Origin of the sequence: Streptomyces sp. Ac-502, assembly GCF_045222935.1 — a bacterium.
GTDB classification, from domain to species: domain Bacteria; phylum Actinomycetota; class Actinomycetes; order Streptomycetales; family Streptomycetaceae; genus Streptomyces; species Streptomyces monomycini.
Window position 1 is genome coordinate 9479494 of sequence record NZ_JBHFFO010000001.1, and the last position, 12464, is coordinate 9491957.

Genomic DNA, 12464 nt, shown 5'->3' on the forward strand with positions numbered 1-12464 from the left:
GCCCGAGCCGAAAGAGAGTGGACAGAGCGTGAGCAGCGAACTCGATCCTGCGGTGATTGCGGCCGCGCAGGCGGGGGACGGGCAGGCCAGGGACCAGCTCGTCACCGCGGCCATGCCCCTGGTGTACAACATCGTGGGACGCGCGTTGCACGGCCACGCGGACGTGGACGACGTGGCGCAGGAGACGATGCTCCGGGCCCTCGGCAGCCTCGGTGACCTCCGTGACCCGGGCAGCTTCCGGTCCTGGCTGGTGGCCATCACGATGAACCAGATACGGGCGCACTGGCGGCAGGACCAGGCCGCCCCCGTCGCCGGTGGCCTGGACGACGCCTACGACGTCCCCGACCCCCGCGCCGACTTCGTCGGGCTGACCATCGTCCGCCTCGGCCTGTCCGGACAGCGCCGGGAGGTCGCCGAAGCCACCCGCTGGCTCGACGAGGGCGACCGCGCGCTGCTGTCCCTGTGGTGGCTGGAAGCGGCCGGCGAGCTGACCCGCGCGGAGGTCGCCGCCGCGATGGAGCTGACGCCTCAGCACACGGCCGTACGGGTCCAGCGGATGAAGTCCCAGCTCGAAGTCTCCCGCGTGGTCGTCCGCGCGTTGTCCGCCGAGCCGCGGTGCGTCCTGCTGGACACGGTGACCGAGCAGTGGGACGGGGCGCCCTCCGCGCTGTGGCGCAAGCGCATCGCACGGCACGCCCGCGAATGCACCGTTTGCTCCTCCTTCTCGTCCGGTCTGGTGCCCGCCGACCGGCTGCTCGTCGGCCTGGCCTTGGTGCCGCTGGCCGCCGCCCTCGCGCCGGACACCATGGAGAGCCCGGTCCTGGCGGCCGCCACTTCCCAGCAGCCCGTCTCCGCCATGTCGGCGTCCGTAGGCGGCGCGGCGCCGGCTCCGGCCGCCGGACCGGCCACGGGAGGCGGCCGCGCCCAGCTCCGTGACGCACTGCGGGAGAGCCGCCGGGTCCGCCGCCGTCGCGCCGTCACCGCGGCAGCCGTGGCGGCGGCCGCCCTCGCCACGGTGGGCGGCGCGCTGCCGCTGTTCACCGGCGGACCGGACGACGAGCCCGGCACCCCACGGGCCGCTACGGAACCCGGGTCGGCGCCCCTGGCCACGCCCTCGGCGACGCCCCCCACCCCGTCCCCCTCCAGGACGAGCAGCAGCCCGAGCCCCACTCCGTCGCCGTCCGCGTCGTCCTCCAAGGAGCCGCACACCCCGAGGAAGAAGCGGGCGCCCTCCGAACCGGCCGCCCCGGCGCCGCGCCCGTCCTCCGCGGCTCCCGCCCCCGCCCCGGCCTCCGGTTCCGGAAGCGGCGGATCGGCCTTCGCCCAGCAGGTCACCACCCTGGTCAATGCCGAGCGCGCCAAACAGGGCTGCTCACCCGTACGCGCCAACGACCAGCTCGTCACCGCGGCCCGGCGCCATTCCCAGGACATGGACGCCAGAAACTATTTCGACCACACCAGCCCGGACGGCACGGACCCGGGCGACCGCATCACGGCCGCCGGATACCGGTGGAGCACTTACGGCGAGAACATCGCCAGGGGACAGCGCTCCGCCGACGACGTGATGAAGAGCTGGATGAACAGCCCCGGCCACCGGGCGAACATCCTCAACTGCGATTTCAAGGAAATCGGCATAGGCACGCACGACACGTCGGGCGGGCCGACGTGGACGCAGGTGTTCGGCGCGCGGGGTTAGCCGAGGACGGAGACGTATCCGTACGGGCGTGGAGCCGGTCGGCTTCCTCCTCGCCCGTACAGCTCCGGAAGAATTCAAGGGAATTCTCATCGGACAAGTTTCCCGCAATTGTCCGGAAACGGGGCTGCCCCCCGCCCTGAGCAGGCCGGACAAGTGCTGGACAAGTCCTGGACAAAAGCCCTCTTCCCCGCCCCGGCGCACCGGCCCAGCATCAGCAGCACAACGGCACCTTCGAGCCACGGACGCCCGGCCCGGAAAGCCGCCGGGCTCCGGCCGGGGCTGCCGTACGACCACGGCCACCTGGAACGACCCGCCGTGGCGGCGCGGCGGCGGGCCATCGGCTTGGGGACGGGCCGCCGGTTTCCGACCCGCCGCGCCGAGCAGGCCGAAGCGGGGGAGCGCATACGAGCGGATGCGCCGCGCCGCTCCGGAACCGTTACCGCTCTCTCTTGAATACCGAAGGCCGACCAGACGGAAGGCGTAAAGGGCTGGGGGCGAACGGGAAATACGGACCGAGGGGATTACGGACCGAGAGTATTACGGACCGAGGAGGGGCAAGTGGAACCTGGGCAGTCGCAGGTCGACCTGCACACGGTCGTCGACGTCGAGATCAGTGCCTTGTCGGTGAGCGATTCGCCGAGGACTTCGGGGGAGAACCAGGAGCACATCGAACTGCTGGCGGTCGCCGACGCGCCGCTGCCACCCATCATCGTCCACCGTGGCACGCTGCGCGTCATCGACGGCGCACACCGGTTGCGGGCGGCCGAGCGACGCGGCTGGTCCACCATCCCCGTACGGTTCTTCGACGGCGACGACGCGGACGCCTTCGTCCTCGCCGTCGAGTCCAACACCGGCCACGGCCTGCCCCTGACCAAGGCCGAGCGCAAGCGCGCGGCCGAGCGCATCATCGCCTCGCACCCCATCTGGTCGAACCGGATGATCGCCTCGATCGCGGGAGTGGCACCGGCGACGGTGGCCAAGGTCCGCCGGCGGATGCCGGGCGGCGCGTCGGCCGAACGGGGACGCGTCGGCCAGGACGGCCGCTTCCGCCCGCTCGACGGAGCCCAGGGCCGCAGGCTGGCCGCCGAACTCATCGCCGCGGACCCGGACCTGTCACTCCGGCAGATCGCGCAGCGGACCGGCATCTCCCCGGAGACCGCGCGCGACGTACGCAACCGGATCAGCCGTGGGGAGGAGCCCCTGCTCGCCGCACGCGGCAAGCGCGGCGGGCAACCGGAACGCGGCCCCGGCCGTCCCCCGGGGCCCCGCCCGGCATTCGGCGGCTCGGCAACCCGTACCCGCATGCCCGTGGCGGACCGGCGCCGGGTCTTGGACCGCCTCAAGGGCGACCCGGCCCTGCGCTACAGCGACACCGGCCGCACCCTGCTGCGGCTGCTCGGCATCCACACCGTCAGCCCGGAAGAGTGGGAGAAGATCACGGACGGCCTTCCGCAGGGCCACCGCCGGACTGTCGCCCAACTGGCCCGCGCGTACGCCGACAACTGGTCGGAACTGGCCCACCGCGCCGCCGGACGCGAGGCCGCCGCGCCGGTCGGGGTGCGCGAGGTGCAGGGCCCGGGCGGGCACCGGGCGGTTCCGGGTGGGATGTGGTAGGCAAGGCCGGTGATCAGCAGACTCCCTCTCGACCGGCAACTCGACTCCCTGCGAGCGACGCTCTCCCGCAACGACGTGTTGACGGAGGTGCTGTCGCGTACCGCGGCACTGGAGCTGCCCGGGTGGTACGTGACGGCGGGATGCCTGTTCCAGACCGTGTGGAACGTGGTCACCGGCAGGCCACCGACCACCGGCATCAAGGACTACGACGTCTTCTACTTCGACGACACGGACCTCTCCTGGGAGGCGGAGAACGCCGTCATCGAGGCCGGCCGCGAGGTCTTCACCGGACTGCCCGCCGAGGTCGAGATCCGCAACGAGGCGCGCGTCCACCTCTGGTACGAGGCCAGGTTCGGCGTGGCCTGCCCGCCGCACGACTCCACCGAGGCCGCCATCGACCGTTTCGCCGCGACGACCTGCTGCCTGGGCGTGCGCACGGAGCAGGACGGCCGATGGCGGGTGTACGCGCCGCACGGACTGTCAGACGTCTTCAACCTCGTCGTCCGTCCCAACCCCGTCCTCGCGCCACGGTGGGTCTACGAGGCGAAGGCGGCTCGGTGGCAGGAGCAGTGGCCCGAACTGACCATCCTCGAATGGCCCGCGTCGAGCGGCACAGATGCCACGAGCGTGCCGGATGTCACAGGCATCACGAGCGTCACGGAAGTCACGAACGTCAGCCCCCGCAGCGGCAGAATGCCTGAATCACCGCTGCCGGGCGGCTTCGTCCAGCGCGTCGTACGGGTCGGCGCCACGGTGCGCCGACCCGCCTCGGTCACCACCGTCTTCGTCGGCGGACTGTTGAAGCTCTTCGAGGCCCGCGGCTGGCCCGGCGCACCGCGCTACCTCGGCATCGACGAGGACGGGCGCGAGATGCTCACCTACCTGGACGGGCACGCGGCCTGGGAACGCGAGCAGCCGCCGACCGTGTACGCGGAGGAGACCCTGGAACGGGTCACCCGGCTCGTACGCGAGTTCCACGACCTGACGGCCGGTACCGAACTGGCCGGAGCGCAAGAAGTCGTGTGCCACAACGACCTCGCGCCCAGGAACACGGTCTACCGGCCGGCCGGTGCCATCCTGCGCCCGGTGGCCTTCATCGACTGGGACCTGGCGGCGCCGGGCGAACGTGTCCACGACGTCGCCCACGTGTGCTGGCAGTACATCGGCCTCGGACCGCGCGTCAAGGACGTCGCCGACAGCGCACGGCGGTTGCGGCTGGTCACCGACGTGTACGACCTGCCCGACCGGGGCGGGCTCATTCCCGCGATCCTGTGGTGGCAGGACCGGTGTTGGCGGGGCATCGAGGCTGCCGCCCAGGCGGGAGTCCCGGCTATGGTGCGCCTCCGCGACGCCGGTGCGGTCACCGAGGTCCGGGACGCCTTCGCGTGGGTCGGTGCTCACCGCGACATGCTGGCCCGCGCGCTCCGCTGACGGAGCCGCGTCGCGTGGGAGGCGCGCTTGGCACTCACGCGCGCGCCACTGACACGTGCTTGCCACCCACGCGCGCTCTTGTTACCTCTCGCCGCGACATCTCACCGCAGGGTTCAGCCTTCGGGTGATTGGTCTCGTGGCCCAGAAACCCGGCACCGACCCGATGGCCACCGCGACCGAGAATCTGCTGCTCGCGGGCCGCCTCCACGGGATGCCCCGCCGGGACGCCAGGACGCGGGCCCGTCCCCCACGGACGCCGCCCTGGCCGACGCCGCGGACCGGCTGGGTGTTCCGGGGCTATCGCCGGTCGGCGTGGGGGGCGTCCTGCGGTAGGGGCTGGAGGGGGAGGGAGGGGGCGAGGGAAGCGGCTGGGCTGCCGTGCGGCTTCGCTGTGTACATTTGTCCTTAAGGCTCGTACATTTGTACGCATGCTGCATAACGATCCGCCGCCGCCCGGTCCGCCCGAAGAGGAAACGGCCGAGGAAACGGCCCGTGGTGAGCGCCGGGTCGCCGCCGGGCCAGGTGGCGGGCGGCGGCGGACCCGTCGTAACGACCCCGATCGCCGGACGCGCATTCTGGACGCCACCCTCGACGTCATCGCGGAGTACGGGGTGGCGGGGACGACCCATCGGCACATCGCCGCCCGGGCGGGTGTGCCGCTCGGGTCGGTCACCTACCACTTCGCCAGCCTGAACGATCTCCAGGCGCAGGCGTTCGCCCGGCACGTCGAGCAGCAGGCCACGGTGTTCGAGGAGCTGTTCAAGGACGTCGCGACGCACGAGCACTTCGTCGACGTCCTGGTCGATCTCGTCCACGGAGGCCCCGCCCGGCACCGCAGCGCGGTCCTCGGTTTCGAGCTGCACCTGGCCGCGCTCCGCGACCCCGGACTGCGATCCCTGACGCAGACGTGGACGGAGGACAGCCGTGGCGTTCTCGCCCGTTTCACCGGCCCGGACGGCGCCGCCCGGCTGGACGCCCTGCTGGAGGGAATGATCCTGCATGCGCTGCTCACGACCGCGCCGGAGTCGCGCGAGGCGACGCGTGACGCGATCGACCGGACGCTCGGCAGCCCGCCCGGCTGACCAGGGCCGCGACCGGAGCGCTCGCCGTCACCCTGCCCCGAGACCCCCAGGCCAGGGGCACCCCCGTCATGTGAGAACGAAGCCATGGAGACCCCTGTGACCCGCCACACGCCCATGCTCGCCGTCACCGAGGAAGAGCTGAACGAGCTGCGCTCACGACTTCTCCACACCCGCTGGCCGGCCCCTGGCCCGCCGACGGAGGAGAGGCCGGTGCCGATCCCGACGAAATGCGCCGCCTCGTCGCCCACTGGGCCTCCACGTACGACTGGCGGACCCACGAAGCCGCCATCAACGCCCTGCCGTCCCATCTCGCGGACATCGACGGCACCCCCGTCCACTACCTCCGCTTCGACAGCGAACGCCCCGGCGCCCTGCCGCTCGTCCTGACCAACGGGTGGCCCAGCTCCTTCCTCGAACTGATAGCCCTGGCCCGCCGCCTGGCCGCGCCGTCGCGATACGGGGGCGACGCCGCCGACGCGTTCACTGTCATCGTCCCCTCGCTGCCCGGATTCGCCTTCTCGCCTCAGCGGCCCTCGCTCGCCGAGTCCCCGCAGACGCACGAGATCTGGCACCGTCTCATGCACGACGAACTCGGATACGAGCGCTATGCGGCGCACGGGAGCGACCTGGGCGCAGGCGTCACCTCCCGGCTCGGCGAGGCGCACCCCGAGGCCGTGGTGGGCATACATCTCACGGCGGTCGCCGCCCCGGTCGCCTACGACGCGGCCACTGTCACCCCCGAGGAGCAGGAGTACCTCGATTCCGTCGCGGCGTGGTCCGCGGCGGAGGGCGGGTACATGCACCAGCAGAGCACCCGTCCGCTCACACTGAGTTACGGTCTCGCCGACTCGCCGATCGGGCTGCTCGCCTGGCTCGTCGAGAAGTACCGTGCGTGGAGCGACTGCGGGGGAGACCTGTCGTCCCGGTTCAGTGACGACTTCCTCCTCACCCAGGCGTCGCTCTACTGGTTCACCCGTACGATCTCGACGTCCTTCCGGCCCTACTACGAGTACGCCCAGGGCCTGACGAGGAGGGTCGAACGCGTCGAGGTCCCCACCGCCGTCGCCCTGTTCCCGGCCGACCTCACCCAGCCGCCCCGCAGCTGGGCCGAGCGCACGTACCACGTCACCAGATACACCCGCATGCCCCGCGGCGGACACTTCGCCGCCCACGAAGAACCCGAACTTCTCGCTCGCGATCTCACCGAGTTCTTCCGCACTTACCGGTGAATTGGGGGCCCTATTGCGGTCACCGAGTGAGCGTCGTATGAACGGTCCTTCCGCGGTATGTGAGCGGCAGATGACAGACGCCGATATCGCCTGTGCGCCGTGATTGCCTCGAAGCATGCACAGCAAGCACATGGACCAGACCCCGTCCCCCTCGCAGCAGGCCGCCCCGTCCACCACATCCGACCCCTCCGCCACGCTCGCAGCCCCGGTGCGGCGCTCCGGAGGGCTGAAGACACCGGGCATGGCGGCCGGGGCCCTTCTCGTCGTGGGTGCCTCCCTCCTCGCCCTCACCGGCTGCGGCAACGCGCAGTCCGGCAAGAGCGAGAACGACGGTGCCGCGGCGTCCGCCGCCGCGTCGCCCGCGGAGAACAAGGGCGGTAAGCAGCTCTCCAAGCTGCTCTGGATGGGCGACTCGATAGCCGAGGCGGAGGCTCCCGCGCTGGGGGCCGCCATGAAGGCCGGCGGCGTGGAGTTCAAGTCCCTCGCTTCCACGGGCGGCGGTACGGTCGTCAAGGGCGACGGCCCCACCGCTGAGTTCGCCGACGGCACCTTCAAGGACCTGTCCAAGGCGGTCGGGTCCTTCCACCCGGACGTCATCGCCTACCAGATCACCACCTACGACTGGGGAACCCCCGCCCAGCAGAGCAGCTCGTACGAGCGCCTCGCGAAGGTGGCGAAGGACGCGGGCGCCGAACTCGTCATCGTCTCCGCCCCACCGTTCAAGATCGACGAGTTCTACAAGGGCCACGAAGCCGCCATCGCGTCGGCGCCGAAGGCGGCCGAGGAAGCGGCCGGGAAGAACGCGGGGCAGATCCGTTTCCTCGACGCCTCCGCGCTGTGGGGCACCGACAGCGCCGCTGCCAAGGCCCAGCGCAGCAAGGACGGCATCCACTCCTGCCAGCAGGGCTCCGCGGCGTTCGCCAACTGGTTCGGGCAGCAGTTGGGCAAGCAGTACTCCTTCACGCCCGCTGCCGCCGACCGGTGGGCGAAGGGCTCGTGGACCGGCGACAAGGTGTACGGCCAGCTCAAGTGCGGGTGAGTCGGCACGGCTTCATGCATGCGGCTGTCGCTGTGGGCCCCTGTCCGTGCCCGTTGCCCGTGTCCCTTGTCTGTCTGTGGCCTCTGTCCGCGCCGTCGCCCGTGCCCCTTGTCTGTCTGTGGCCCCTGTTCGCGCCGCCGCCTCTGCCGGCTGCCGTAGACCGCCGCCCGTGTAGCAGCTGAACTGCGCGGCGGCCGGTGCGCTGCCCCGAGTGACAGCCCTACCACCGGTCGCCGCCGCCTGCCCCGGGCGACATCTCACGCCCCCTACTGCTCTCTCGCCGCCCCCAAAAGGACCGTTCATGCCGACGTCTGCGGCCGCGCCGCCCTCCCCACCGCCCTCTCCGCTGCCTTCCCGCCGTCACGGCCGTCCCGGACCGCGCGCGACCGGGCGGCACATCACGCCCCTGGACGGTTTGCGCGGCCTCGCCGTCCTGGGAGTGCTGTTCTTCCACGCCGGGCACTTCGGCGGTGGCTTCCTCGGCGTGGATCTCTTCTTCGTCCTGTCCGGCTTCCTCATCACCGGCCTGTTGCTCAAGGAAGCCGCGGACCGGAACGGTACGGTCCGCCTCGCGGCCTTCTGGGAACGCCGGGCGCGCCGCCTGCTGCCCGCGCTGATCGTGCTGATCGTCGCGGTGCTGCTCCTGGTCCGGGCGGCCGGGCCGTCGTATCTGCTGGGCTTCGCCCTGGAGGACGGCCCGTGGGCCGCGCTCCAGGCGACGAACTGGCACTTCATCAGCGACCAGGTCGGCTACTGGAACGACGGCGACACCCGTGTCTTCAGCCACCTGTGGAGCATCGGGGTCGAGTGGCAGTTCTACGTCGTCTGGCCGGTGGTGGTCGCGGTCCTCGCCCGGAGGCGCGTCACACGCCGTCTCGTGCCGGTGATCGCCGCCGCCGGCGCCGTCCTCTCCCTCGTTGCCATGATCGCCCTCGCGCACGGCCCGGACACCACGCGCGTGTACGAGGGCACCGACACCCGCGCCTTCTCGCTGCTGCTGGGGGCCCTGATGGCGACCGATCCGGTACGCCGCCTGCTGTCGAGGACGCCCGGTCGCCTGGCCGATGGCCTCTGTGCCGCCCTGGTGTGCGGCCTCGGCGCGTACTGGTGCCAGACCGGGGGTCCAGGCGACCCCTTCCTCTTCCGCGGCGGCCTCTTCCTCCACGCCCTGGCCGCGGCCCTGCTGTTCGCCCTGCTCGCGCACAATCCGGCCGGACCGGTCGGCCGTCTCCTGGGAAGCGGGCCTCTCCGCTCACTGGGCGCCGTCTCCTACAGCCTCTACCTCTGGCACTGGCCGGTCTACCTGCTCCTCTCCGAGGACGTTCTCGGTTTCGGCGGCTGGGCCCGTACGGCGGTCCTCCTCGCGGTGTCTCTCGCCGCCGGGTGGCTGTCCAAGGTGCTGGTGGAGGACCCCGTACGGTTCAAGGCGCGCTGGGCCAAGGGGCGTACGGGTGCGCTTTGCCAGGTCGGGGCGCTCGCGGCCGTAGCCGCAGTCTGCCTCCTTGTCCCGGAACCGGCCTCGGGCGCCGACTCGGTGGACCTCACACAACTCACCGCCGGCCCCGGCTGACAGCCGCACCCGGCTGTCACCTGTCACTGCGACTCACCTCCTTACCCGGCACTTTTGACGCCTCGCGTACCGATCGGTACTGTCTACCGCGTACCGATCGGTACGCCTGCGTTGTCGACCGTGAACCGGAGTTCCGATGACAGACGAACAGCAGCGGCGCTCGCCGGCGGGCCAGCGCGTGTGGGAGACCGCGTGCGAGCTTTTCTACCGGGAAGGCATCCGTTCGGCGGGGGTCGCCGAGATCGCGGAGCGGTCGGGCGTCGGAAAGCCGAGCATCTACCGCAACTTCGAATCCAAGGACGGCCTCGCGCTGGCCTATGTGAAGGCGAAAGCGGTGCCCTCCCGCGTCTGGCTGGAGACGGCACGCGCCGCCTGCCCGGACGACCCGGCGGCGCAGCTCCGTCACGTCATCGCCGCCATCGCCGACCAGATCAGTGAGCCCGGATACCGGGGCTGCCCGCTGGTCAACGCGTCCGTCGAATTCCCCGACCGCACCCACCCGGTACGCGTCGCCGTCGACGAGCTGAAGGCCGATTACCTGGAACTGCTGACGGAACTGGTCTCGCAACTGCCTGTACACGATCACCGCACCCTGGGCTACATGCTCCAGATGCTGGTGGAAGGCGCCAGCGTCACCACCCAGATCTACACGGCCGAGAAGTCCGCCACCGCGCTGAAAGAAGCGGCCGACCGCCTCATCGACTCCTTTCTGGAGCGGTGACCTGGAGCAGGGACCTGGAGCAGCGACCACCGAATCGGTCGTGACCATCCGCACCCGTGTGAAACGAGAACCCCATGAGCATGGCCACTTATGCGCCCGCCCACGCCGAACACCTGATACGCGCCCGGCGTGCGACCCGTTCCTTCACCCCGGAAGCAGTGCCCGAAGAGACCGTGCGCGCGGTCTTCTCCCTGGCCGGCGCGGCTCCTTCCAATTCCAACACGCAGCCTTGGCAGGTCGAAGTGGTCAGCGGCGCGGCCAGGGACCGGCTGAGCGCGGACCTGACCGCCGCACACGCCGATCAGCGCATGTCACTGGACTTCCCTTACCACGACGACTTGTACACCGGTGCGTACGCGCAGCGTCGCCACGAGGCGGGCGCGACGATGTACGGCGCACTGGGCATCGGCCGCGACGACCATGAAGAGCGCGCGGCATTCAACGCCGAGAGCCTGAATTTCTACGGGGCCCCGCATGTCGCGCTGCTGTTCCTGCCGCCCAACGCCGAAGAACGCATGGCCGCCGATCTCGGCATGTACGGGCAGACGCTTCTGCTCGCCATGACGGCGTACGGGATCGCCAGCTGCCCGCAAGGCCTCCTGAGCTTCTACGCCGATACCGTCCGCGAGTCACTGGGCCTCAGCGGCGACGGCTACGGCACGACTCACAACAAGCTCCTGTTCGGCATTTCCTTCGGTTATGCGGACACCTCCGCCCCCATCAACAACATCACCGTCCGCCGCGCCGAACTGCACGAGACCACTCGCTTCCACGTTTAGTCACGTGAGCGTCGCCACCACGTATTCCGCGGCCCTGGCGAGAAGTTGCTGGTCGTACGCGGCATCCTTGGCGGGCTTGCTGGACATGATCGAGATGACGATCGGTGGCGCGGATTCCGTGGGCCACGCGACGGCGATGTCGTTGAGTGTGCCGTAGTCCCCGGTCCCGGTCTTGTCGGCCACGGTCCAGCTCTTCGGAAGGCCGGCCCGAACGCGTTCTGCTCCGGTGGTGTTCCGTACCAGCAGATCACGGAGAAACGCGCGTTTGTCGGTCGGCAGTACGTTCCCCACTACGAGCTTTCGGTAGTCCGTGCCGAATGCGCGGGGAGACGAGGTGTCGCGCGGATCGCCCGGAGTGGCTTCCGTGATCGCGGGCTCGATCCGGTCCATCCGGGTGACCGGATCGCCGAGGCGCCGGGCGAACGATGTCAGTTCGCCCGGCCCGCCGAGATCGCGGAGCAGAAGATTCCCGGCCGTTCCGTCGCTGTAGCGGACCGCCGCATCGCACAGCCGGCGGATCGACATCCCTGTGGACACGTGCTTCCCGGTGACGGGGGAGTGCTTCATCAGATCGTCTTCGGTGTACGTGACGATCGTGTCCAGATGCGACAGCGGATTACGGTGCAGAACCGCCGCGGCCGCCAGCCCCTTGAACGCGGAACAGAACGCGAAGCGTTCGTCCGCCCGGTGCGTCACGCTCGCCCCCGTCCCGGTGGCGAGCGCGTACACCCCCAGACGCGCGCCGTACTCCCGTTCCAACTCGTTCAGACGCCGGTGCCGTCGCGCTTCGGGAGTCGCAGAGGGAGGAGCGGGGGCGGTCGGGAAAGCGGGGGCGGTCGGGGAAGCGGTGGCCCCGCCGCTCGTGCAGCCGGCCAGCGGCACAAACGCCGCCGCCAGCAGCGCGCGGCGAGGAAGAGGGGATCGCGGTACCGTCACAGTTTTCCTCCGCACATGGTTTCTCCGCACATGCATTCGGCGACTAGCGGCGATGGTACGGCTGCGACGGGGCGGCGGCCCGGCCGCGGCGATCATTTCCGCAACGGGCGGCACCGGCACAGGCGTTGGGCGTGGCCGCCGAGTGACAGGTGTGAGCAGGTACGACGGTCATCGGCTCGCCACCGGCCGCCCTCGCGGACGAGGGCAGATCATCACGACTGACGGCACTCCCCGTACGGCGCTGCCGTTGATCGGGAATCGAGGCCGCACAAGGAAATGCGGGCATTGGCCTCGCAATCGCCACGCCTCCACGCGATTCCTTTGAACGGCTAGCGCCAAACGATTCTTCTGATATTCGTACGTAAGT

General features: G+C 70.6%; 10 protein-coding genes and 1 pseudogene. 10 read left to right on the forward strand and 1 reads right to left on the reverse strand.

Translation table 11 applies throughout. The annotated features are described in order from the left end of the window. Window positions 1-28: 28 nt before the first annotated feature. The 10 genes and pseudogenes from ACEXOX_RS43125 (at window position 29) to ACEXOX_RS43170 (ending at window position 11161) form a co-directional block, all read left to right on the forward strand. Window positions 29-1696, forward strand: a complete 1668-nt coding sequence (locus ACEXOX_RS43125; RefSeq protein ID WP_406526060.1) for a sigma-70 family RNA polymerase sigma factor — start codon at window positions 29-31, stop codon at window positions 1694-1696. Window positions 1697-2254: 558 nt separating this feature from the next. Next, on the forward strand, window positions 2255-3310 hold the full coding sequence (locus ACEXOX_RS43130; RefSeq protein WP_406526061.1) for a ParB/RepB/Spo0J family partition protein: 1056 nt from the start codon (window positions 2255-2257) through the stop codon (window positions 3308-3310). Between the two features lie 9 nt (window positions 3311-3319). Further along, window positions 3320-3919, forward strand: a pseudogene (locus tag ACEXOX_RS43135) (nucleotidyltransferase family protein); the annotation flags it as partial. Between the two features lie 261 nt (window positions 3920-4180). After that, on the forward strand, window positions 4181-4741 hold the full coding sequence (locus ACEXOX_RS43140) for a phosphotransferase family protein (RefSeq protein ID WP_406526668.1): 561 nt from the start codon (window positions 4181-4183) through the stop codon (window positions 4739-4741). A 428-nt stretch (window positions 4742-5169) separates the two neighbouring features. Beyond that, entirely contained in the window at window positions 5170-5823 is a 654-nt protein-coding gene (locus ACEXOX_RS43145; protein ID WP_406526062.1) for a TetR/AcrR family transcriptional regulator, read from the forward strand. A gap of 227 nt (window positions 5824-6050) precedes the next feature. Then, a complete protein-coding gene (locus tag ACEXOX_RS43150; RefSeq protein WP_406526063.1) occupies window positions 6051-7052 on the forward strand; it encodes an epoxide hydrolase in 1002 nt (333 codons plus the stop codon). A 115-nt stretch (window positions 7053-7167) separates the two neighbouring features. Beyond that, complete coding sequence (locus ACEXOX_RS43155) at window positions 7168-8091, forward strand: SGNH/GDSL hydrolase family protein (RefSeq protein ID WP_406526064.1); 924 nt, start codon at window positions 7168-7170, stop codon at window positions 8089-8091. A gap of 301 nt (window positions 8092-8392) precedes the next feature. Next, window positions 8393-9661, forward strand: coding sequence for an acyltransferase family protein (locus ACEXOX_RS43160; RefSeq protein ID WP_406526065.1), 1269 nt, complete (start codon window positions 8393-8395; stop codon window positions 9659-9661). Window positions 9662-9797: 136 nt separating this feature from the next. Then, the gene (locus ACEXOX_RS43165; RefSeq protein ID WP_406526066.1) at window positions 9798-10382 is read left to right on the forward strand and encodes a TetR/AcrR family transcriptional regulator; all 585 of its coding nucleotides are present in this window, start codon (window positions 9798-9800) and stop codon (window positions 10380-10382) included. A gap of 80 nt (window positions 10383-10462) precedes the next feature. Further along, window positions 10463-11161 carry a nitroreductase gene (locus ACEXOX_RS43170; protein ID WP_406526669.1) on the forward strand — a complete coding sequence of 233 codons (699 nt, stop codon included), beginning with the start codon at window positions 10463-10465 and terminating at the stop codon, window positions 11159-11161. Here the strand turns inward: ACEXOX_RS43170 and bla are convergent, their stop codons facing one another. Continuing rightward, window positions 11162-12133: a class A beta-lactamase gene (gene bla, locus ACEXOX_RS43175; RefSeq protein ID WP_406526671.1), complete on the reverse strand. Its 972-nt coding sequence runs from the start codon at window positions 12131-12133 to the stop codon at window positions 11162-11164. Between the last annotated feature and the right edge of the window lie 331 nt (window positions 12134-12464).